Origin of the sequence: Sphingopyxis sp. (assembly GCF_035944815.1) — a bacterium.
Classification (GTDB): domain Bacteria; phylum Pseudomonadota; class Alphaproteobacteria; order Sphingomonadales; family Sphingomonadaceae; genus Sphingopyxis.
Window position 1 is genome coordinate 127756 of record NZ_DASZAU010000009.1, and the last position, 21780, is coordinate 149535.

At 66.2% G+C, this 21780-nt stretch carries 25 protein-coding genes; 18 read left to right on the forward strand and 7 right to left on the reverse strand.

Annotation, left to right across the window (positions count from 1 at the left end; genetic code table 11):
• Positions 1 to 38 precede the first annotated feature (38 nt).
• Positions 39 to 419: a VOC family protein gene (locus tag VGU00_RS11485; RefSeq protein ID WP_327468590.1), complete on the forward strand. Its 381-nt coding sequence runs from the start codon at positions 39 to 41 to the stop codon at positions 417 to 419.
• Positions 420 to 428: 9 nt separating this feature from the next.
• Positions 429 to 923 carry a prolyl-tRNA synthetase associated domain-containing protein gene (locus VGU00_RS11490; RefSeq protein WP_327468592.1) on the forward strand — a complete coding sequence of 165 codons (495 nt, stop codon included), beginning with the start codon at positions 429 to 431 and terminating at the stop codon, positions 921 to 923.
• Positions 924 to 1004: 81 nt separating this feature from the next.
• Here VGU00_RS11490 and VGU00_RS11495 read toward each other — a convergent pair whose 3' ends face one another.
• Positions 1005 to 1223: a hypothetical protein gene (locus VGU00_RS11495; RefSeq protein WP_327468594.1), complete on the reverse strand. Its 219-nt coding sequence runs from the start codon at positions 1221 to 1223 to the stop codon at positions 1005 to 1007.
• 229 nt (positions 1224 to 1452) lie between these two features.
• On the opposite strand from VGU00_RS11495, the gene fghA reads away from it, so the two are divergent.
• Positions 1453 to 2301 (forward strand): S-formylglutathione hydrolase, encoded by an 849-nt coding sequence (fghA, locus tag VGU00_RS11500; protein ID WP_327468596.1) that lies wholly within the window; start codon positions 1453 to 1455, stop codon positions 2299 to 2301.
• Here fghA and VGU00_RS11505 read toward each other — a convergent pair.
• The 5 genes from VGU00_RS11505 to VGU00_RS11525 all read right to left on the reverse strand — a co-directional run bounded on the left by VGU00_RS11505 (position 2298) and on the right by VGU00_RS11525 (position 7198).
• Positions 2298 to 3284, reverse strand: a complete 987-nt coding sequence (locus VGU00_RS11505; protein WP_327468598.1) for a quinone oxidoreductase — start codon at positions 3282 to 3284, stop codon at positions 2298 to 2300. The two genes, fghA and VGU00_RS11505, sit on opposite strands and share 4 nt — an antisense overlap.
• A gap of 95 nt (positions 3285 to 3379) precedes the next feature.
• The gene (locus tag VGU00_RS11510; RefSeq protein ID WP_327468600.1) at positions 3380 to 5221 is read right to left on the reverse strand and encodes a DEAD/DEAH box helicase; all 1842 of its coding nucleotides are present in this window, start codon (positions 5219 to 5221) and stop codon (positions 3380 to 3382) included.
• Positions 5222 to 5370: 149 nt separating this feature from the next.
• On the reverse strand, positions 5371 to 6537 hold the full coding sequence (locus VGU00_RS11515; protein ID WP_327468602.1) for an NAD(P)/FAD-dependent oxidoreductase: 1167 nt from the start codon (positions 6535 to 6537) through the stop codon (positions 5371 to 5373).
• An 8-nt stretch (positions 6538 to 6545) separates the two neighbouring features.
• Positions 6546 to 6725 carry a hypothetical protein gene (locus tag VGU00_RS11520; RefSeq protein WP_327468604.1) on the reverse strand — a complete coding sequence of 60 codons (180 nt, stop codon included), beginning with the start codon at positions 6723 to 6725 and terminating at the stop codon, positions 6546 to 6548.
• Positions 6722 to 7198, reverse strand: a complete 477-nt coding sequence (locus VGU00_RS11525; protein WP_327468606.1) for a GreA/GreB family elongation factor — start codon at positions 7196 to 7198, stop codon at positions 6722 to 6724. Before VGU00_RS11525 ends, VGU00_RS11520 begins: the two co-directional genes overlap by 4 nt.
• Before the next feature lie 156 nt (positions 7199 to 7354).
• Here VGU00_RS11525 and VGU00_RS11530 point away from each other — a divergent pair, with 156 nt between their 5' ends.
• From VGU00_RS11530 to VGU00_RS11565, 8 genes are all read left to right on the forward strand, one after another.
• A complete protein-coding gene (locus VGU00_RS11530) occupies positions 7355 to 7648 on the forward strand; it encodes a DUF2282 domain-containing protein (RefSeq protein ID WP_327468608.1) in 294 nt (97 codons plus the stop codon).
• Between the two features lie 5 nt (positions 7649 to 7653).
• Positions 7654 to 8517 carry a DUF692 domain-containing protein gene (locus tag VGU00_RS11535; protein ID WP_327468610.1) on the forward strand — a complete coding sequence of 288 codons (864 nt, stop codon included), beginning with the start codon at positions 7654 to 7656 and terminating at the stop codon, positions 8515 to 8517.
• Positions 8510 to 9205 carry a DNA-binding domain-containing protein gene (locus tag VGU00_RS11540; protein WP_327468612.1) on the forward strand — a complete coding sequence of 232 codons (696 nt, stop codon included), beginning with the start codon at positions 8510 to 8512 and terminating at the stop codon, positions 9203 to 9205. The genes VGU00_RS11535 and VGU00_RS11540 overlap by 8 nt, the downstream gene beginning before the upstream one ends.
• A gap of 3 nt (positions 9206 to 9208) precedes the next feature.
• The gene (locus VGU00_RS11545; RefSeq protein ID WP_327468613.1) at positions 9209 to 9667 is read left to right on the forward strand and encodes a DoxX family protein; all 459 of its coding nucleotides are present in this window, start codon (positions 9209 to 9211) and stop codon (positions 9665 to 9667) included.
• Positions 9664 to 10185, forward strand: coding sequence for a sigma-70 family RNA polymerase sigma factor (locus VGU00_RS11550; protein ID WP_327468615.1), 522 nt, complete (start codon positions 9664 to 9666; stop codon positions 10183 to 10185). Before VGU00_RS11545 ends, VGU00_RS11550 begins: the two co-directional genes overlap by 4 nt.
• Before the next feature lies 1 nt (position 10186).
• Positions 10187 to 10837, forward strand: coding sequence for a DUF1109 domain-containing protein (locus tag VGU00_RS11555; protein WP_327468617.1), 651 nt, complete (start codon positions 10187 to 10189; stop codon positions 10835 to 10837).
• Positions 10838 to 10909: 72 nt separating this feature from the next.
• Positions 10910 to 11677 carry a head GIN domain-containing protein gene (locus tag VGU00_RS11560; RefSeq protein WP_327468619.1) on the forward strand — a complete coding sequence of 256 codons (768 nt, stop codon included), beginning with the start codon at positions 10910 to 10912 and terminating at the stop codon, positions 11675 to 11677.
• 67 nt (positions 11678 to 11744) lie between these two features.
• A complete protein-coding gene (locus VGU00_RS11565; protein WP_327468621.1) occupies positions 11745 to 12431 on the forward strand; it encodes a head GIN domain-containing protein in 687 nt (228 codons plus the stop codon).
• A 183-nt stretch (positions 12432 to 12614) separates the two neighbouring features.
• Here VGU00_RS11565 and VGU00_RS11570 read toward each other — a convergent pair whose 3' ends face one another.
• Positions 12615 to 13418, reverse strand: a complete 804-nt coding sequence (locus VGU00_RS11570) for an SDR family oxidoreductase (RefSeq protein WP_327468623.1) — start codon at positions 13416 to 13418, stop codon at positions 12615 to 12617.
• Between the two features lie 110 nt (positions 13419 to 13528).
• On the opposite strand from VGU00_RS11570, the gene VGU00_RS11575 reads away from it, so the two are divergent.
• The 7 genes from VGU00_RS11575 (at position 13529) to VGU00_RS11605 (ending at position 21772) form a co-directional block, all read left to right on the forward strand.
• Complete coding sequence (locus tag VGU00_RS11575; protein ID WP_327468624.1) at positions 13529 to 14044, forward strand: hypothetical protein; 516 nt, start codon at positions 13529 to 13531, stop codon at positions 14042 to 14044.
• 10 nt (positions 14045 to 14054) lie between these two features.
• Positions 14055 to 15089 (forward strand): TonB family protein, encoded by a 1035-nt coding sequence (locus VGU00_RS11580; protein WP_327468626.1) that lies wholly within the window; start codon positions 14055 to 14057, stop codon positions 15087 to 15089.
• An 89-nt stretch (positions 15090 to 15178) separates the two neighbouring features.
• Positions 15179 to 15445, forward strand: a complete 267-nt coding sequence (locus tag VGU00_RS11585; RefSeq protein WP_327468628.1) for a hypothetical protein — start codon at positions 15179 to 15181, stop codon at positions 15443 to 15445.
• 107 nt (positions 15446 to 15552) lie between these two features.
• Positions 15553 to 18288, forward strand: coding sequence for a preprotein translocase subunit SecA (secA, locus tag VGU00_RS11590; protein ID WP_327468630.1), 2736 nt, complete (start codon positions 15553 to 15555; stop codon positions 18286 to 18288).
• Positions 18289 to 18573: 285 nt separating this feature from the next.
• On the forward strand, positions 18574 to 20022 hold the full coding sequence (locus tag VGU00_RS11595; RefSeq protein WP_414713528.1) for a circularly permuted type 2 ATP-grasp protein: 1449 nt from the start codon (positions 18574 to 18576) through the stop codon (positions 20020 to 20022).
• Positions 20022 to 20966, forward strand: a complete 945-nt coding sequence (locus VGU00_RS11600) for an alpha-E domain-containing protein (protein ID WP_327468632.1) — start codon at positions 20022 to 20024, stop codon at positions 20964 to 20966. The genes VGU00_RS11595 and VGU00_RS11600 overlap by 1 nt, the downstream gene beginning before the upstream one ends.
• Positions 20967 to 20968: 2 nt before the next feature.
• Positions 20969 to 21772, forward strand: a complete 804-nt coding sequence (locus tag VGU00_RS11605; protein WP_327469814.1) for a transglutaminase family protein — start codon at positions 20969 to 20971, stop codon at positions 21770 to 21772.
• Positions 21773 to 21780: the final 8 nt, after the last annotated feature.

Genomic DNA, 21780 nt, shown 5'->3' on the forward strand with positions numbered 1-21780 from the left:
TATCGAATCGCAACCATAATCAGGAGGAGCGGAAACCCATGTACAGTCACAATATGGTCGGCGCGAACGACATCGAGGCCGCGAAGAAATTCTACGACGCGACCTTTCAGGCGATCGGCGGCAAGCCCGCGATCCAGGACGACAAGGGCCGCCTGATCTATATGCACAATGGCGGGCTGTTCCTTGTCGGCAAGCCGATCGACGGCGAAGCTGCGACGGTCGGCAACGGCTGCACGATCGGCTTTGCAATGGAAGGGCCCGAGCAGGCGAAGGCCTGGCACGATGCGGGCGTTGCCAATGGCGGCACCTCGATCGAAGATCCGCCGGGCGTGCGCGAAGGCGGTTTCGGCGCGATGTATCTCGCCTATCTGCGCGATCCGTCGGGCAACAAGCTCTGCGCGCTTCACCGCATCGTTTGAGGACCGGTCATGCGCGGCGAAGCGGGATTGCTGGACGATTTGGACGCGCTTGCGATCCCCTTCGCGTCGCATGAGCATGTCGCGGTGTTCACCGTCGCCGAGAGCGACGAAGTGAACGCCGCGATACCGGGCGCACATACCAAGAATCTGTTCCTGAAGGACAATGGCGGGGCTTTCTGGCTCGTGACCGTGCCGGGTGCCGCGCGCGTCGATTTGAAGGCGCTGCCCGCTGCGATCGGCAGCAAGCGCGTCAGCTTCGGCAAGGCCGAAGATATGGCGCGGCTGCTCGGCATCGCGCCCGGATCGGTCACTCCGCTCGCCGCGATCAACGCCGAGCCGGGCAGCATCAATGTGGTCCTCGAAGCCGGGCTGGCGGCGGCCGAGCGCGTGAACGTCCATCCGCTGCGCAACACGGCGACGCTGGGCTTGCCGGGGCCGGCGATCCTGGACCTGCTGCGCCATTGGGGGCACGCCCCGCTGGCGGCCGAAATCCCCGTCCAGTAATTCCGCCCGCACCGGGCATTGAAAAAGCCGCCGAAGCAGGTCGCTTCGGCGGCTCTCTGTGTCGGGATCGACCCGGCAGGATTATGCCTGCGGATCGGGCGCCGGGGCCGGTTCCTCGGTCGGGGCGGGCTGGTCGCCGGGCGCCGGGGCCGGTGCGGGCTCGGCGGTCGGCTCTTCGCTCGGGGCAGGCGCGGGTGCCGGTTCTTCCGTGGGTGCCGGAGCGTCGGGTTCCTGGGCAGCGGCCAGCGGTGCGATGAAGAAACTTGCTGCGGCAACGGCGATAATCGAAATCTTGCGCATAAATACCCCTATGCTGGTATCGGGAGAGGCCGGCAGAGCGACCAATGAATTGCCACCCCCGCAGGTTGGTGCGGCGTGTGGTGAAAGGCAAACCTGTGTTATTGCTGGAAAGTTCCGGCACGTTGCCGCGCGTGTTGCGCCTGCGGGATGAACGACCCGAAATGCGGGGTGAGCCGAGCGGGCAGGACGGCGGGGTTGCGCGTTCGGGGCGTGCGCGGCACAAGGCGCCATGCCTATCGAAACCCTTTCCACCGTTCGCAGCCACGGCGGCACGCAGGGCGTGTACAAACATGCCAGCACCACCACCGGCACCGACATGACCTTCGCGGTCTTCGTTCCCGATCACGAGCCCGGCGCCAAGCTGCCCGTGCTCTGGTATCTGTCGGGGCTGACCTGCACCCACGCCAATGTGATGGAGAAGGGCGAATATCGCGCGGCCTGCGCCGAGCATGGCGTGATTTTCATTGCCCCCGACACGAGCCCGCGCGGCAACGGCGTTCCCGACGATCCCGACGCGGCCTATGATTTCGGGCTGGGTGCGGGCTTTTATGTCGACGCGACCGCCGAGCCCTGGGCGAAGAATTACCGGATGCGCGCCTATATCGAGGATGAGCTGCCGTCGCTGGTGCTGCGTAATTTCGCGAGCGCCGACCTGACGCGGCAGGCGATCACCGGCCATTCGATGGGCGGGCATGGTGCGCTGACCATCGGGCTTCGCAACCAGGATCGGTTCCGTTCGGTGTCGGCCTTTTCGCCGATCGTCGCGCCGACGCAATGCCCGTGGGGCGAGAAGGCGCTGACCGGCTATCTGGGCGACAACCGCGAGGACTGGCACGCCTATGATGCGTGCGCGCTGCTCGATCAGGGGCTGCGCGTCCCCGACCTGCTCGTCGATCAGGGCGACGCGGACAATTTCCTCGTCGAACAGCTCAAGACCGAATTGCTGGTCGCGGCGTGCGAGCGCAACGGACAAAAGGCCGAAATCCGCATGCAGCCGGGGTACGACCACAGCTATTATTTCATCTCGACCTTCATGCCCGCGCACGTCGCCTGGCATGCGGAGCGGTTGAAGGCCTAGCGCTCTTCCGGGATCAGCAGGCTCGACCCGGTCGTCCGCCCGGCCGCGAGGTCGGCGTGGGCACGCGCCGCATCTTCGAGCGAATAGCGCTGGCCGACGCTGATTTGCACCGCGCCGCTCTCGATCATCTCGAACACGCGTGCGGCGCCGGCGGCGCGCTCGCCGGGATGGAGATAATAGTCGAACAGCGTCGGACGCGTCACGAACTGCGATCCATGCTGCGCGAGGATGCCGAGGTTGACGCCGGTGACCGGCCCGCCGGCATTGCCATAGCTGACGATCAGGCCGCGCCGTGCGGTCGCCTTGAGCGACGTGGCCCAGGTCGCCATGCCGATGCCGTCGAACGTGACGGGGACGCCCTGGCCATCGGTGATTTCGCGGACGTGCGCGGCGACATCGTCTGCCTTGTACATGAGGACATGGTCGGCGCCCGCTTCGCGCGCGGCATGCGCCTTGGCTTCGGTGCTCACCGTGCCGATCACGCTCGCGCCGATCGCTTTCAGCCACTGGACGAGGATCAGCCCCACGCCACCGGCGGCGGCGTGGACGAGCGCGGTGGTGCCCGGTTCGACCCGCGCACAGCGTTCGACGAGCGCTTCGACCGTGCAGGCCTTGAGCAACGCGGCGGCGGCGGTGTCGTCGTCGACCCCTGCGGGAAGCTTGAACAGCGACGCGGCGGGCACCAGCCGCGCCGAGGCATAGGCGTTGCGCTGCGGGCCGAAGGTGGCGACGCGGTCGCCGGGCTGGAGGCCGTGGACGTCGGCGCCGATCGCGACGACCTCGCCCGCGGCTTCGACCCCGAGTCCGCCGGGCAGCTCGACCGGATAGGTGCCGTCGCGGTGGTAGATATCGATGTAATTGAGCCCGACCGCGGTCTGGCGGACGAGCACCTGCCCGGGACCGGGGTCGCCGATCGTCACCGTGCGCCAGTCGATGACCTCGGGTCCGCCCTGGCTTTCGATAAAGGCTTCGATCGCTTGCATGCGCCGCTCTCCTGCTGGTTCAGCCCATCTGGGGCGGTGCGGGAGGCGGCGCAAGGGCGAAGCGACGAAAGCCGTTCGCCTTCAGGCGAGAGCGTTCAATATTTGCCCTGCTTGCGCGGGCCCCGCTGGCCGTAGGGCTTGGGCTTGTAACGGTCGGTCGGGCCGCCGGGTGCGCCCGCGCCGCGCGGTTTGCGCGGGCCGTCGCCCCGGGGGCCGTCATGGCGAGGGCCATCATGACGCGAGCCGTCCTGACGGGGACCGCTCTTGTGCGGGCGCTTCTCGCGGCGCGGCGGATAGGTGTCGCCGCCGGGCGCGGGGGTGATCGCGACGCCTGCGTCATCCTCGCCGTCCTGATTGGCGGTACGCTGGACGGCTTCGGCAAAGCGGTCGGCGATCGCGAGCGGGATGTTGAACAGCGTCTCGCTCGGCCCGATGCGGATCGCGCCGATCTCGTGCTTCGTCACATGGCCGCGGCGGCACAGCAACGGCAGGATCCAGCGTGGGTCGGCGTTCTGGCGGCGGCCGATGTTGAGTTTGAACCAGACGCTGTCGTCGAACTGCTCGCGGTGCTGGCCGCGGTCGGGACGCTCGAAACGTTCGCCGCGCTCGGGGCGGTCGCGCCCGCGCGGACCGTTGTCGATCAGATCCTCGGGCGGCGGCATCAGCGCGCGGTGCGAGCGGACGAGCGACGCCGCGATGTCCTCGGGCGTGCGCTCGGCCATCAGGCGCTGTGCGAGCTCGATGTCCTCGGGCTCATGCTCTTGCGGCGTGAGCAGCTTTTCCATCAGCCGTTCCTGATCGCGCGCGCGCACGTCGGCGGCGGTCGGGGCGTCCATCCACTCGGCGTTGATGCGCGCGCCGCGCAGCATGCCGTCGACGCGGCGGCGGCGCGGATAGGGGACGATGATGACCGCCGTGCCCTTTTTGCCGGCACGGCCGGTACGGCCCGAACGATGCTGGAGCGTTTCGGCATCGCGCGGGATTTCGACGTGGATGACGAGGCTGAGCGTCGGCAGGTCGATGCCGCGCGCCGCGACGTCGGTCGCGACGCAAACGCGGGCGCGGCGATCGCGCAGCGCCTGCAAGGCGTGGTTTCGTTCGTTCTGGCTGTGCTCGCCCGACAGCGCGACGGCGGCAAAACCGCGCTCGATCAGGCTGGCGTGCAGGCGGCGGACATTGTCGCGCGTCGCGCAGAACAGCATCGCGGTTTCGGCTTCGTGGAGGCGCAGCAGGTTGATCACCGCGCCCTCGATATCGGCGGGGGCAACGGTCACGGCCTGATAGGCGATGTCGCCATGGCCGCGGTCCTCGCCGACGGTCGAGATGCGCAGCGCATCCTTCTGGTAGCGCTTCGCGAGCTGGACGATCGGCTTGGGAAGCGTCGCCGAGAACAGGAGGGTGCGGCGCGTTTCGGGGGTGCCGTCGAGGATTTCCTCAAGATCGTCGCGAAAGCCCATGTCGAGCATCTCGTCGGCCTCGTCGAGCACGGCAACGCGCAGCGCCTCGAGGTCGAGCGCGCCGCGTTCGAGATGATCGCGCAGGCGCCCGGGGGTGCCGACGACGATATGGACGCCCTGGCTGAGGTTGCGGCGTTCCTTGCTGGCGTCCATGCCGCCGACACAGGTCGCGATACGCGCGCCGGCCTTGCCGTAAAGCCAGCTCAGTTCACGGCTGACCTGAAGCGCGAGTTCGCGCGTCGGGGCGATGATGAGCGCGAGCGGCGAGGTCGCGAAGGGCAGGCGGCCGTCCTCGATCAGCTCGTCGGCCATTGCGAGGCCGAAAGCGACGGTCTTGCCCGAGCCGGTCTGCGCCGAGACGAGGAGGTCGCGTCCCTTCGCTTCGGTTTCGGTGACGTGCGCCTGAACGGGGGTGAGCGCTTCATAACCGCGCGCGGTGAGGGCGTCCGAAAGGACGGTCGAGAGATTTTCGAAAGGCATTTTGTTCTTCTTATCCTGGACGGCAAAAGCGCCGTGGTTTGTTCTCCGCCGCCCGGGGATTCGGCTCAGGTCTGTCGCCTGAGTCCAAAGAATTGGGTCATGGATGCTGAAACGAGATCAGCATGACGAGGAAATATGTGGGTTTTTTCCTAAAGTGCCTGGCCCGCAGCGTGTCCGCTGGCCCAAGCCCATTGAAAATTATAGCCGCCCAGCCACCCGGTGACATCCACGGCTTCGCCGACCGCATACAGCCCCGGCACGCTTTTGGCCATCATTGTTTGCGAGGACAGGTTTGCGGTCGAAATTCCGCCAACGGTGACCTCGGCTTTCGCGAAGCCCTCGGTCCCGTTCGGACGGAAGGGCCAGCGTGCAAGCTGCGCCTCGGCCTCGGCAAGCTTGCGGTCGGTGAGCGCGCCGAGTTCGCCGGGTAACGCTAGCCGTTCGGCAAGCGTCTGGGCGAGGCGGTCGGGCAGGGCGATGGCCGAAGCCAGCGTCGTGCGGGGTTTTGCGCGTTTGGTATCGAGCAGCCAGCCGGGCGCTGCGTCGGGCAGGAAGTCGATCGTCACCGGCTCGCCGTGACGCCAATAGCTGCTGATCTGGAGAATGGCGGGGCCGGAGAGGCCCTTGTGTGTGAACAGCGCGGCCTCGCGGAACGCGGCCTTGCCTGCGCGGGCCTCGACCGGGGTCGCGACGCCCGACAGGTCGCGGAACAGCACATCGCCGCCGCCGAGCGTCAGCGGGACGAGCGCGGGGCGGGGCTCGACGACCCTGAGGCCGAACTGACGCGCGAGCTCGTACGCGAAGCCGGTCGCGCCCATTTTCGGGATCGACGGGCCGCCGGTTGCGATGACGAGATTGGGGGCAGCGAAGGCCTGTTCGCCGAAGGCCACGCCGAATTTGCCATCCGCATGGGTGACATCGCCGACCGGCCGGCCGCAGCGGACGTCGACGCCGCCCTTCGCGCATTCCTCGAGCAGCATCGCGACGATCTGTTTCGCCGATCCGTCGCAGAAGAGCTGGCCGAGCGTTTTTTCGTGATGGGCGATGCCGTAGCGGTCGACCAGTTCGATGAAGTCGGCGGCGGTGTAGCGCGCGAGCGCCGACTTGGCGAAATGCGGGTTCGCCGAGATATAGCGGTCGGGCGCGGTGTGGATGTTGGTGAAGTTACAGCGCCCGCCGCCCGAGATGAGGATCTTCTTGCCCACCTGATCGGCATGGTCGAGCAGCAGGACGCGCTTGCCCCGCTGCCCCGCGACCGCGGCGCACATCAGTCCGGCCGCGCCGGCACCCAGCACGATGGCGTCGTAACTTGTCATCGGAAGGTCTAGTGCAGCTTCGCGATCGACAGGCCGTCGGCCTTGGCGCGGATCTTTACCGATTCCTCGCTGCGCGTCAGCGCCTTGGCGATGGCTTTCAAGGCCATGCCCTTTTTCGCGAGCGTGTGGAGCTTGTCGATCTCGGCCGCGGTCCACGGCTGTTTATGGCGTTCGAACTTGTCTTTCATGCCAACACCTCCGGGTCGGGTTCGACCGAAAGGATCGATATCGCGTCCTCGCGGCCCTGATATTCGACGCTCTCGCCCGCTTCGGCGCCCATCATCGCGCGGGCGAGCGGGGCGAAAAAGGCGATGGTACCGAACGTCGGGTCGGCCTCGTCGCCGCCGACGATCGTCAGCATCTTGTCGGCCTTGCCCAGCCGGTAGTGCACGCGGCTGCCGATGCCGATGCTGCCGTCGGCGGGCGGTGCCTGCACCTCGGCGGTCGACTGGCGCGTATGGAAATAGCGCAGGCGGCGCTGGAGCTTCTTGCGGGCATCATCGTCGGCGGTCGCGGCAACATCGGCCTCGATCCGCGCGACCTCTTCGCCGAGCAGGCGCAGCCCGCGCGGAGTCACCAGATTGGGGCCGACCGGAATGGGCAGCTCATATTCCGGTTCCTTGTGCTCGTCGTCGCTTTCGCGGCGGAACGCTACGCTCATCGTCTCTCTTTCAAATGCGAAAGCCGCCCCTGACGCACGAAGGTGGCGACAAGATGGCGCAAAATTTCGGCGCCGGCGTAACCGGTCCACGGCGCCGCGCGAAACCCTCCCCGATGCCATCCTCCGCATCACCCATTTTTTGAAGGGAGAATCCGAATGTCCAATACGCTGAAACTGTCGCTCGCCGCCTCGGCGGTCCTCGCCATGGCCGCCGGGACCATGGCCGTCCCCGCCGCCGCCGCCGATGGCGCCAAGGAAAAATGCTACGGCGTGTCGCTGAAGGGCAAGAATGACTGCGCCGCGGGCCCGGGCACGAGCTGCGCCGGCACGTCGACCGTCGACTATCAGGGCAATGCCTGGAAGAATGTGCCCAAGGGCGAATGCGTGAAGATGGGCGGCACGCTGGCCGCGCACAAGGGCAATGCCAAGCCGGTCCCCAAGAAGGGCTGAGCCCGATGACCCCCCGCCCGCTTCGCGACTTGCCGCCCCGCGCCGGTTTCGGGTTGAAGCCCGAACATTATGCCGATGTGCTGGCGGCGGCGGAGCAGGGCAACCCGCCCGCCTGGGCCGAAGTACACCCCCAGAATTACTTCGGCGCAGGCGGGCCTCCGCATCGCTGGCTGACCGCGATCGCCGGGCATATGCCGCTGAGTTTCCATTCGGTCGGCCTGTCGCTCGGTTCGGCGGCGGGCGCTGACCGCGACGAGCTGGAGGCGCTGGCGGCGCTGTGCGCGCGCTATGGCCCCGCGATGGTGTCGGACCATCTGAGCTGGAGCAACGGTCCCGAGGACAAGTTTCCAGACCTGCTGCCCGTCCCATACAGCCATGCGGCGCTCGACCATTTCGTCGCCGAGGTCGGCCGCGTGCAGGACCGGCTCGGCCGCACGATGCTGATCGAAAATCCCTCGCGCTATATGGCCTATGCCGGCGACGATTGGGGCGAAGTCGATTTCCTCCATGAACTTGGCCGCCGCAGCGGCTGCGGCCTGCTCCTCGACATCAACAATATCGAGGTGTCGGCGTTCAACCTCGGACTCGATCCGGGGCCCTGGCTCGATGCGATCGATCCGCGTCTCGTCGGCGAAATCCATGTCGCGGGCCATGCGGTGAAGGACGACGACATGGGCGGCCGCATCGCGATCGACGACCATGGATCGGCGGTGCGCGCTAGCTGCTGGGATTTGCTTGCGACCTTTCTGGATCGCGCCGGCCCGAAGCCGTTGCTGGTCGAATGGGACAGCGACGTCCCCGCCTATGCGGTACTGATGGCCGAGGTCGCCAAGGCCGACGCGCTGCTGGTCGAACAGGCCGATGCGTGAGGCGCAGGCGGCGATCGCCGCGACCCTGCTCCACGGTCCCGATCACCTGCCCGCTGGCCTGTTCGCAGGCAGCGACGGTGAGGTGCTGCGGGGCTTACGCGTCCATGCCAATACCATCTCGCATGCGCGGCTCGTCGCGCTCGAAGAGACATTCCCGCAGACGCGCTCCTATCTGGGCGACGCCGAATTCAACCGGCTGTCGCGTGCGTACCTCGACGCCGGGGGGGGGAGCCACCGGTCGCTGGCTGATATCGGCAAAGGCTTCGCCGATACGCTCTCCGACCCGGTCGCCGCCGACCTTGCGCGCATCGAGGCGGCGTGGCTCGAAGCCTATCATGCCGCCGATGCGCCCGCGCTGGACCTTGCCGATCTTGCGGGGCTCGACGAAGCTGGCTTGCTCGCGCTTCGCGTGCGGCGACATCCTGCGGTGCGCGGCCTGACGCTGGCCAGCCCTGCCGCCCCGCAGATCGATCCGGCGTTCGCGTCCGATGTCCGGGCATTGCTCGCCGTGCGGCCGGCCGCCGAGGTTCGCCTGCTCGCAACCCATGCCGCCGTGATCGCCGTGCTGGCCATGGCCGGGGAAATTTCGCCGCTCGGTAACCTGATCGCCGCGCTCGACGAAACCCACCCCGAAGGCGGTGCCGCAATCGCGGCGCTGATCGCCGCCGGGGCATTCGAGAGGGTTTGAGAGATGAACAGGATTATCGCATTTTACGATCGCGGCGTCGCGCTGGCGGCGGGGCGCATCCCCGAGGCGCTGGCCTTGCTGCTGCTGCGCGTCGCGCTTGCCGGCGTTTTCTGGCGCTCGGGGCAGACGAAGGTGGTCGAAGGCGGTTTCCTGCAGATCGACCCGTCGCAATATGACCTGTTCGCGTCCGAATTTTCGGGGCTGCCACTCGATCCGTCGATCGCGGTGCCGCTGACCACCTATGCCGAGCATCTGTTCCCGGTCCTGCTGCTGTTCGGGCTGGCGACGCGCCTGTCGGCGGGCGCGCTGCTCGTCATGACGCTGGTCATCCAGGTCTTCGTCTTTCCCGATGCCTGGTGGCCGGTCCATTCGCTGTGGGTCGCAATGGCGGCGATGCTGATCGTGCGCGGCGGCGGGCTGTTCTCGCTCGACGCGCTTGTTGCTAAGGTGCGCGCGAAATGAGCATCGACGAACCCTCGCTCGCGCGCCTGATGGCGGCATCGCAGCGCGGGGATCGTGCGGCCTATCGCGCGCTGCTCGGCGACAGCCGCAAATGGCTCGAGCGCTATTTCGCGCGGCGCAGCGCGCCGCACCAGATCGACGATTTGGTGCAGGAAACGCTGGTGTCGATGCACCGCAAGCTCGCGACATGGGATCCGTCGCGCGCGTTCCTGCCATGGCTCGCCGCGATCGCGCGCTATCGCTGGATCGACATGCTGCGCCGCCAGCGCGACGAGGCCGAACTGGGCGACAATGACGCCGCGGTCGGCGCCGAGGACGAAGCGGTGCACGCGCGGCTCAGCATCGATCACTTGCTTGCCCAATTGTCGCCGGCGCAGGCGCAGGCGATCACGCTGGTCAAGATCGAGGGGGCATCGATCGCCGAAGCGTCGCAGATTTGCGGCCAGAGCGAGTCGCTGGTCAAAGTGAATATTCATCGGGGGCTGAAGAAGCTCGCGCAATTGATTGAAAGCGAATGACATGAACAATGCATCGATCGACGACCTGATCGACGGCCTTGCCGACGAGCTCGAACCCGTTCGGCCGCGGCGCGTCGCGCGCGGGTCGTTGTGGGTCGCGGCGGGGTGGGTCGGCGGCGGGGCGGCGCTGCTCTGGCTGTCGGGCGCGCGCCACGACCTCGCCGACGGCGCGATGATGCCGCCGCTGCCGATGCTGTCCTTTTGGCTGGTGGTCGCGCTGGGCCTTGCCGCGGCATGGAGCGCGCTGCGGATGGGCCTGCCCGGCGTCGGGCGCGATTATAGCGGCTGGCGCTGGGCGGGGCTGGCGACGCTTGCGCTGCCGCTATCCGCGCTCGTCATCGGTTTTGGCGACAGCCATGCCGCAATGGAGGCCGCGCGTCCCGAAAACGGCCTGCGCTGCATGATCGAGGGCGCCTTGTCGGGGCTCGGCGTCGGCGCGGCGCTCTTTTTCTGGCTGAAAGGCGGCGCGCCGACCTCGCCGACGCGCGCGGGGTGGGTGATCGGGTTCGCTGCCGGCGCGGCGGGGGCGACGATCGTCGCGCTGCACTGCGCATCGAACGACATGATCCATATCGCGCTGTGGCACGGGCTTGCGGTCCTGCTCTCGGGTGTCGCCGGCCGGCTGCTGTTGCCGCCGCTGCTTCGCTGGTAGCTAGGTTCCTGACCCTAACTGGACAGTGACTCCTTCGTGTGTTAGATGAATAATACACGAAGGAGATTGACGATGCGCAACTGGACGATGGCGATTTTGCCGCTGGCTCTCGGCATGACGGTGACGGCGTGCAACGGCACCGATCACGACGGCAACAGCCAGCAGGGCAAGAGCGAGTCGGCCGCGCCCGCCGCCGCCGGTCCGGTGACGACCCAGACCTATGCGCTCACCGGCTTTACCGGCGTCGAGGTGTCGGGGCCCGACGACGTCACCATCCGGCAGGGCGACAGTTTCTCGATCAGCGCGCGCGGACGACAGGATGTCATCGACCGGCTCGACATCAAGCTCGACGGGACGCGACTGGTGATCGGCCGCAAGCGCGACGGCTTCAGCTTTTCGAGCCGCGACGACGACGACCTCGACATCGCGATCACCATGCCCCGGCTCGATGCGATGCGCCTGACCGGATCGGGATCGATCGACGCCGACACCGCCGATGGCGATGCGGTCGAAGCGGTGGTGACCGGATCGGGCGACCTCAAGGTTGCGAAGCTCACCGCCAAGAGCGCCGAGATCAAGGTTTCGGGATCGGGCGATATCGAAATTGGCGGCGGCACGGTCGGATCGGCCGATCTGGCGGTGACCGGATCGGGCGACATCGATGCCGAAGGGCTGGCCGCGACGACGCTCGATGTATCGGTGACCGGGTCGGGCAATGTCGACGCGCGCGCGACGGGCAAGGCCGATGTCAGCATCCTCGGGTCGGGCGATGTGACGATCGGTGGCGGCGCACAATGTTCGACGCGCCAGATGGGGTCGGGCACCGCGACCTGCAAATGACGTCATGCTGGTGCCGCCAATCCGAACGCGGTAAGGCGGCACCATGACCCTTGCGACACGATGCGCCATGCTGGCCGCCGCCCTGCTGTTCACCGGATCCGCATCGGCGGCCGAAAAGCGTTTCGGCCTCACCAGTTTCGAGGCGATCGAGGTCAATGCCGATTATATCATCGAGGTGACGACGCGCGCGCCGGTCGGCGCGGTGGCGACGGGCCCGCAGGACGCGATCGACCGGTTGAGCCTCGAGGCGCGCGACGGGCGGCTGGTGATCGGCGCACGCCAGTTCGCGGGCGATGAAAAGCGCGCCGCGCCGCGCGGAAAGGTGACGATCCGCATCAATGCGGCGAGCCTGCGGTCGGCGACGATGGGCGGGGCGGGGTCGCTGGCGATCGACCGGATGAAGGGCAGCCGCGTCACCCTTGGCCTGCGCGGTCCCGGCACGCTGTCGGTCGGCGCTATCGAGGCCGACCGGCTGTCGGTGGCGATGATCGGCAACGGCACGATGACGCTGGGCGGCGCCGCCAAGCAGGCGCAGATGACGCTGTCGGGCGCCGGGATGTTCGACGCCGGCGCGCTTGCGGTGGGCGAATTGACCCTAGACAGCGAGGGCGCGGGCGACACGCGGCTGAACGCCGTCAAGACCGCGGCGGTGACGACGCGCGGCATCGGCAAGACGGTCGTGCTCGGCAAACCCGTCTGCACCATCCGCAACATCGGCAACGGGTCGGTGCAGTGCGGGAATGCAAAGAAATAGATTCGGCGTCAGGGCGGACTGGCGGCTAACGACCGATTGCTGCCGCCTCTATCCTCGTCATCCCGGCGAAGGCCGGGATCTCGCCGGCGCGTCATTTCGAGAGGGTGAGATCCCGGCCTTCGCCGGGATGACGGATATTAGGAGTGGCAGCTTCCCACCCCAAAGCCGATGCCAGTCCCGGCCTCAGTGCCCCGCCGTCCCCAGCCCATCGATCTTCTTCGACTGGCGCACGATCAGTCCGGGGAACCAGCGCGCGAGGCGTGACAGGCGTTTCGCCATCTTGCCGACGGTCGTGTGGACTGCGGTTCCGTGCACTGCGTCCCACGCCGCCTCGGCAACGCGTTCGACGGGAACGATCTCGAACCCGCTGTCCGACAGGCGGTTGCGCGCGGGCTCGTTGCTGTCGGCGCTGACCTGGTCGAGCAGGGGGGTGTCGATGAAGCCCGGCATCAGCGAGCGGACCTTGATGCCATGTTTGGCAAATTCGATCTCGAGCGCCTCGGTCAGCCCGCGCACCGCGAACTTGGTCGCCGAATAGACCGCGAGGCCGGCGACGCCGTAAAAGCCCGACGCCGATCCGGTGTTGAGGATCGTCGCCCCCGGCGTCGCGCGCAGCAGGGGGAGCGCGGCGTAGATGCCGTTGACGACGCCGCCGAAATTGATCGCGATCAGCCGGTCGGCTTCTTCGGGGGCCATGTCCATATACTGCCCGCCCGACCCGATGCCGGCATTGTTGAACAGCACGTCGAGGCGGCCGCCGCTGGCGGCGGCAAAGGCGTTGAGCGCACCTTTCCACTGGTCGCGGTCGCGCACGTCCATCACATGGCGCGACGTCGCGCCGTCGGGCAGCAACGCCGCGGTTTCGTCGATCCCCGTGCTGTTGACGTCCGCGATGCCGACGAACCAGCCCTGCGCGGCAAAATGGCGCGCGACCGCACGGCCGATACCCGATCCGCCGCCGGTGATGAAAATCGCTTTCCGTGCCATGGGACCCCTCCTTACATTGATGTCAATGCGACAAGATGCGAAGTTGACGTTCCCGTCAAGCGGCAATCGCGGCTTGGCAATCGAAGATGCCGCTCGCTAAGAGAGCGGTGATGACCTGCGGCCTCCGCCTGTTTCTCCTGTCGCTGTTGCTGCTGTGCGCGGGCGTCGCCGCCCCGGCGCGCGCCGAGGTCGTCGTCAGCTTCTACAGCCATGATTTCGGCGACCGTTTTCCGCATGCGTTCATCGTGCTGAAGGGCACGGTCGATGCGACGGGGGAGGCGGTCGATGCCAATTACGGCTTTACCGCGACATCGGTCAGCCCCGCGATCCTGCTCGGGTCGGTGAAGGGCAAGGTCGAATCGTCCAAGCCCGATTATATCGCGAAAAGCGATCGGCAGTTCGACGTCACGGTCGACGATGCGACCTATGCGCGGGTGCTGGCGAAGGTCGACGAATGGCGGACGCGCGAACAGCCGAGCTATAGCCTGAACAAGCGCAACTGCGTGCATTTCGTCATGGAACTGGCCGAAGTCGTCGGGCTGACGGTCAACCGCAAAAGTAAGCTGTTCAAGAAACCCAAGAGCTTTCTTATAGAGGTGAAGGGGCTGAACCCGCAGCTTGGGTAGGGGGCAATCGATGTTCGCGTTCTTTCTGGCGCTCGCCGCGCCCGGCGACCTCGTGACGCAGGTCGTCACCGAGGATTTGGGCGAGATGATGGCGCCGGCGACCAATCCGGGCAGTTGGGCCACCAACGACGATTATCCCGCCAGCGCGATGCGCGAGGAGCGCGAGGGCACGACGGGGTTCAAATTGACGGTCGGCGTCGACGGCCTGCCCACCCAATGCGAGATCATATCGTCGAGCGGCCATGCCGACCTCGATACGACGACGTGCCGGCTGATCATGGAGCGCGCGCGCTTTACCCCCGGTCGCGACAAGAACGGCAAGGTGGTCGGCGGGACCTATAGCAACCGCATCCGCTGGCAGATCCCCGAACATGACGGATCGATCGCGGTCGCGGGCTTCGCGATCGACGAAGCGCAGGAAAGCTGGCCGCGCGGCCCGACGCCCGACGATGCGCTCATACGGATCGACCCCGCGGCCCATTATCCGGCCGCGGCGCGCGCCGCGGGCGAGGAGGGCGTCGTCCAGATGGAGCTGGGCATCGACGCCGCCGGGCGGGTCACGGGCTGCAAGGTCAACGAGAGCAGCCAGTCGGCGTCGCTCGACGAAGCGGCGTGCGCGCTGATGCGCAGCGACGGCAAATTCTCGCCCGCGCTCGACAGCGACGGCAAGCCTGTCCGGTCGGTCGTCGCGACGACATTCCGGTGGACGCTGCCGAAGGCGGTCGAGGACAGCCCCGACGGCGTGTCGGTCCCGCGCGCGCGCAGCTTCCCGATGGGCGAGCCGGGTAGCGCGACGGTGACGATCCATGTCGGCGCCGACGGCCGCGTCGCCGATTGCAGCTTCTCGAACACGGGAAAATTCGGTGCGATGCCGAACGGGATGACGCCGTGCGACATGTTCCCGGCGCAGGCGCGGTATACGCCGTTCGTCGGCAGCGACGGCAAGCCCGTGGCGAAACGCGTGACGCTGCGCACCGAACTGCTCGTCGAGGACGCGTCGGCGCCGGCCAAGCCGGCGCCGGCCAAACCCGCGAAGGCCAAATAGCAACAAGTCTGGACGCGGCGCCGCTTTCACCCTATGTTCAGGGAACGGGGCGCAATATTTGTCGTTCCGGACGTATAGAGGGGCGATTCTTGCGGTTATTGCTGACCCTTTTGGCATTGCTGACCGGCCTGGCGACAGCCGACCGGGCCGTTGCCGCGCCCGCCATGCCGGCGGCGATGGGGGCGCTCGTCATGCTCGCCGAAACGGCGGGCAAGGCCGAAGCCAGCGAGAATGAACGTCGTCCGGCGGCGACCACCCCGACGCGCCGCACGACGAGCGGCAGCGGCAAGCCGCGCAAGGCCCCGCCGCCGCATCTTCCCGGCCTGCTCACCGGCAGCGACCGCGCGCTCGAATAGAGCCGGCTTTCCGCGTCTTTCGAAAGGCGCCGCCCCGCACCCCGGGGCCTTTTGCATATCATGCGGCGAAGGCGCCGCCATCTCATTATAATTCCAAGGAAAATTCCATGTTTGCTGGCCTCGCCAAGAGCCTGTTCGGCTCGTCCAACGACCGTTATGTTGCATCGATCCGCAAAATCGTCGACAAGATCAACGCCTTCGAGCCCGCGATGCAGGCGCTCGGCGATAGTGAATTGCAGGCCCAGACGCAGAAATTCCGCGACCGCCTCGACGCCGGCGAGACGCTCGACGACATCCTGCCCGAAGCCTTTGCGACGGTGCGCGAAGCCGCGGTCCGCACGCTCGGCATGCGCCACTTCGATGTCCAGATGGTCGGGGGCATCGTCCTCCACCGCGGCGAAATCGCCGAAATGGCGACGGGCGAGGGCAAGACGCTGATGGCGACTTTGCCCTGTTACCTCAACGCGCTCGAGGGCAAGGGCGTGCATGTCGTGACGGTCAACGACTATCTCGCGACGCGCGACGCCGAATGGATGGGGACCGTTTACGGCTTCCTCGGCCTGACTACGGGGATCATCGTCCCGAACCTCAACGAGACGCAGCGCCGCGAGGCCTATAACAGCGACATCACCTATGCGACGAACAACGAGCTGGGGTTCGATTACCTCCGCGACAATATGAAGTTCGATCGCCAGCAGATGGTCCACCGTACCTTCAACTTCGGCATCGTCGACGAGGTCGATTCGATCCTGATCGACGAAGCGCGCACGCCGCTGATCATTTCGGGCCCGACCGACGACAAGTCGGAAATGTATGTCCGCGTCAACGAGGTGGTGCTCCAGCTGGTCGACGAGGATTATGAGAAGGACGAAAAGTCCAAGTCGATCAGCCTGACCGAGGACGGCACCGAGCATGTCGAGCGGCTGCTCGAAGCCGCGGGCCTGCTGCAGGGCGACAATCTCTACGACATCGAGAACACGCAGGTCGTCCATCACGTCAACCAGGCGCTGAAGGCGATCATGATGTTCAAGCTGGACATCGATTATATCGTCAAGGACGGCAAGGTCGTCATCATCGACGAATTCACCGGCCGCATGATGGACGGTCGCCGCTGGTCCGACGGCCTGCACCAGGCGGTCGAGGCGAAGGAAGGCGTGCAGATCGAGCCCGAGAACCAGACGCTCGCGTCGATCACCTTCCAGAATTATTTCCGCATGTACCCGAAGCTCAGCGGCATGACCGGCACCGCGGCGACCGAGGCGGCCGAATTCTTCGACATCTACAAGATGAACTGCGTCACCATCCCGACCAACCGCCCGATCGCGCGCAAGGACGACGAGGACGAGTTCTACAAGAACATCACCGACAAGTTCGGCGCGATCGCGCGCACGATCCGCGAGGCGAACGAGCGTGGCCAGCCGGTGCTGGTCGGCACCGTGTCGATCGAAAAATCGGAGCTCCTGTCCTCCTACCTCGAAAAGGAAGGCGTGCCGCACAGCGTGCTCAACGCGCGCTTCCACGAAAGCGAGGCGCATATCGTCGCGCAGGCGGGCCGCACCGGCGCGGTCACGATCGCGACGAACATGGCGGGCCGCGGCACCGACATCAAACTCGGCGGCAACGAGGAGTTCCGTATCGAGGACGAGCTGAAGGACCTGCCCGAAGGGCCCGAACGCGACGCCGCGGTTGCGCGCATCCAGGCCGAAGTCGCCGCCGAGCGCGAAGCGGTGAAGGCCGCAGGCGGGCTGTTCGTACTCGCGACCGAGCGCCACGAAAGCCGCCGCATCGACAACCAGCTGCGCGGCCGTTCGGGGCGTCAGGGCGACCCCGGCCTGTCGAAATTCTACCTCTGCCTCGACGATGACCTCTTGCGCATCTTCGGTCCCGACACGCTCTTTTCCAAGATGATGAACAAGAATCTGGAGGATGGCGAGGCGATCGGGTCGAAATGGCTGTCGAAGGCGATCGAGACCGCACAGAAGAAGGTCGAGGCACGCAACTACGACATCCGCAAACAGGTCGTCGAATATGACAACGTCATGAACGACCAGCGCAAGGTCATTTACGAGCAGCGCGGCGAGATTATCGACAGCGAAACCGTCGACGACGTCATGCTCGCGATGCGCGCCGAGACGGTGAACGCGATCGTCGCCGATGCGTGCCCGCCGGGCAGCTATCCCGAGCAGTGGAACATCGAGCAGATGAAGGAGCGCGTCGCGAACATCCTCGACCTCGAGCCGCCGATCGACGCCTGGATGCAGGAAGACGCGGTCGACCCCGAAATGTTCGAGGAACGCATCCAGGCGCAGGCCGACGCGATCGCGGCCGAAAAGGCAGCGCTGGTCGACGCCGAGACGTGGAAGGGGATCGAGAAATCGGTGCTGCTCCAGACGCTCGACCATCATTGGAAAGAGCATCTCGCGACGCTCGACGCGCTGCGCCAGGTCGTCTTCCTGCGCGCCTATGCGCAGAAGCAGCCGATCAACGAATATAAGCAGGAGGCCTTTGCGCTGTTCGAGCGCATGCTGTCGAACATCCGCGAGGATGTGACGCGCACCGTGGCGCGGATCGACCTGCGTTTCGAAGAGCCCGAACCGATGCCGCTGCCCGACCTGCCCGATTTCCTGACGACGCACATCGACCCCTTCACGGGCGAGGATAACAGCGGCGACATCGATGCAGGAACGCTGGGCGTGATCGCCAACACGCTGCCGCCGATGCAGGTGCCAAAGCCCGATTTGCCCGAGGGCGAAAACCCCTATGCCGAGCTGGAGATCAGCCGCAACGCGCCGTGCCCGTGCGGTTCGGGGCGCAAGTACAAGCATTGCCACGGGGCGATCTGACCGACGCGCCGGACTTCCACCCTTCGTCCCCCCGGACTTGATCCGGGGTCCAGACCCTCGCAGCAGGACTGGATGCCGGACCAGGTCCGGCATGACGAAGGAATGGCATCTGTTTCCCTCAAGTTACGGTAACAACGCGTGCTCACGAGCCCGCTTGCCAAGGCGCGCGGGCGCGATTAGCATCATCGTCACAAGCTTGGCGGCCGCGTAGCCAGACAAGCAACGCAGCAGGCAGGAACTATGGGGCCGTTTGCCCGGGCGACCGGGTGCGGCCGGACCGGTGGCATGTTGCGTGGAAAGGTCTGGGGCATTTCCTTTTTCGACGAGATGACGGGACAGCCAAGTCAGGGCGGCGATGTCCGGTCGCCCTATCGCGAATATTCGGACTGGTTCGACCGCGAGGACGCGGCGCGCATCCAGCGCAAGGCCCAGCAGGCCGAGGCCTTTTTTCGCACCACCGGCATCACCTTCAACGTCTATGGCGCCGACGAGGCCGACGAACGGCTTATCCCCTTCGACGTCGTCCCGCGCATCATTTCGGCAAGCGAGTGGCGGCGTCTGTCGCGCGGTATCGAACAGCGCGTCCGGGCGCTCAACGCGTTCCTCCACGATATCTATCACCGGCAGGAGATTTTGCGCGCGGGCCGTGTGCCGACCGAACTGATTTCGCGCAACGAAGCCTTCCTGCCGATGATGATGGGCATGGACCCGCCGGGGGGCGTCTATACGCATATCAGCGGGATCGACATCGTGCGCACCGGCGCCGATGAATTCTATGTGCTCGAGGATAATGCGCGCACCCCGTCGGGCGTATCCTACATGCTCGAAAATCGCGAAACGATGCTCCAGATGTTTCCCGAACTGTTCGCGAAGATTTCGGTGCGCGAGGTCAGCGACTATCCGCTCAACCTCTTAAAGTCGCTGTCGGCGTGCGCGCCGCCCGCGTGCAACGGGACGCCGACCGTCGCGGTGCTGACGCCGGGCATCCACAACAGCGCCTATTTCGAGCACAGCTTCCTCGCCGACCAGATGGGGGCCGAACTGGTCGAGGGGCACGACCTGCGCGTCGTCGACGGGCGTATCGCGATGCGCACGACGCAGGGCTATACGCCGATCGACGTCCTCTATCGCCGCGTCGACGATGATTTCCTCGATCCGCTCAATTTCCGCCCGGACTCGATGCTCGGCGTGCCGGGCATCTGGGACGTCTATCGAGCCGGCGGGATCACGATCGCCAATGCGCCGGGGACGGGCATCGCCGACGACAAGGCGCTGTACAGCTACATGCCCGACATCATCGAATTTTATACGGGCGAAAAGGCTCTGCTGCCCAATGTGCCGACCTGGCGGTGCAGCGAGCCCGAGCATCTGCGCGAAGTGCTCGACCGGTTGCCCGAACTGGTGGTGAAGGAAGTCCACGGATCGGGCGGCTATGGCATGCTCGTCGGCCCGGCGGCGAGCAAGAAGGAGATCGCCGCCTTCCGTGCCAAGCTCGAGGCCAATCCGCGCAATTATATCGCGCAGCCGACGCTGTCGCTGTCGACCGTGCCGATCTTCACCAAGGCGGGGCTGGCGCCGCGCCACGTCGATCTCCGCCCCTTCGTGCTGATGTCGCCGCAGGGGATACGGATCACGCCGGGCGGGCTGACGCGCGTCGCGATGAGCAAGGGGTCGCTGGTGGTGAACAGCAGCCAGGGCGGCGGCACCAAAGACACCTGGGTATTGGAAGACTGATGCTCGGCAAGACCGCAGGCAGCCTCTACTGGATGGCGCGCTATCTCGAACGCAGCGAAAACAACGCGCGCCTGATCGACGCGGGATTCCGCATCGCGCTCACGCGCTCCAGCACCGCGCGATCCGAATGGCGGTCGGTGCTCGTCACCGCCGGACAGGATTTCGCGTTCCGGCAAGCGCATGGCGAGGATTATACGTCGCAGCGCGTCGTCGACTTCCTGCTTCGCGATCCCGCCAATCCGTCGAGCATATTGTCAGTGGTCAAGCGCGCGCGCGACAATGCGCGGACCGCGCGCACCTATCTGACGCGCGAAGTGTGGGAGGCGGTCAACACGAGCTGGATGACGCTCGGCGCGCTGCTGAAACGGCAGGTGCGCGAGGATGACCTGCCCGATGTGCTCGCGGCGATCCGGCGGCAGAGCGCGCAGGTCGGCGGCACCTTTTCGGGCACGATGCTGCGCAACGACGGCTATAATTTCGCGCGGCTCGGCACCTTCCTCGAACGCGCCGACAACACCGCGCGCATCCTCGACGTCAAATATTATCTGCTGCTGCCCTCTGTCGCGCATATCGGCAGTTCGATCGACAATGTGCAGTGGGAAACGATCCTGCGTTCGGTGTCGGCGCACCGCGCCTATCACTGGCTGTACGGGGCGGAAATCAGCGCGCTGAAGATCGCCGAATTCCTGATCCTCTATAAACAGATGCCGCGCAGCCTCGCCTTTTGCTGCGACCAGATGAACGACAATCTGGGGCTGCTGCAACGCACCTATGGCGAGGAGACCGAGGCGGTCCGGATGGGGGCGTCGATCTGCCGCGACCGGCTGTCGCGGCCGATCCAGTCGATTTTCGACGGCGGGCTGCACGAGTTCATTACCGACTTCCTTCGCGCCAATGCTGCGCTCGCGCAGCAGATCGAGCGCGACTATCGCTTTGTGGAATGACGATGAGACTGCGTGTCGAACATATCACCCATTATCAATATGACGGCCCGGTTCGCTATGCGCTCCAGCAACTCAAGCTGACGCCGAAGGAGCGCCCCGGGCAGCAATTGATCCACGATTGGACGGTCGCGATCGAGGGCGGTTCGCAGCAGCTCCATTACACCGACCATCACGGCAATGGCGTCGACCTGGTATCGGTCGATAGCGGCACGAGCGAACTCGTCATCCGCTGCACCGGCGAGGTCGAGCTCGTCACCTGGGACGGGGTGATCGGGCCGCACCGCGGTGCGATGCCGCTCTGGACCTTCCTCCGGCCGACGCCGCTGACGCGCGCCGGGCGCGCGGTGCGCTCGATGACCGCCGAACTGGGACGCGATTTTGCGAACGATATCGAGCGCGCGCACGCACTGTCGGCGCTGATACTGGCGCGGCTGCCGTATCGGATCGGCGTGACCGATGCCGAAACGACCGCCGAACAGGCGCTCGCGGGCGAAGGCGGCGTGTGCCAGGATCATGCGCATATCTTCATCGCGGCGATGCGCCACCTTGGCCATCCGGCGCGCTATGTGTCGGGCTATCTGATGATGAACGACCGGACGCACCAGGATGCAACCCACGGCTGGGCGGAGGCGTTTTTCGAGCATATCGGCTGGATCGGCTTCGACGTGAGCAACGGCCACTCGCCCGACCAGCGCTATATCCGCGTTGCGACCGGGCTCGATTATCGCGATGCCGCCCCGGTTCGCGGGATGCGCTATGGTGCAGCGCAAGAAAATCTGGTTGTCCAATTGCAGGTCCAGCAATAAGCGGACCG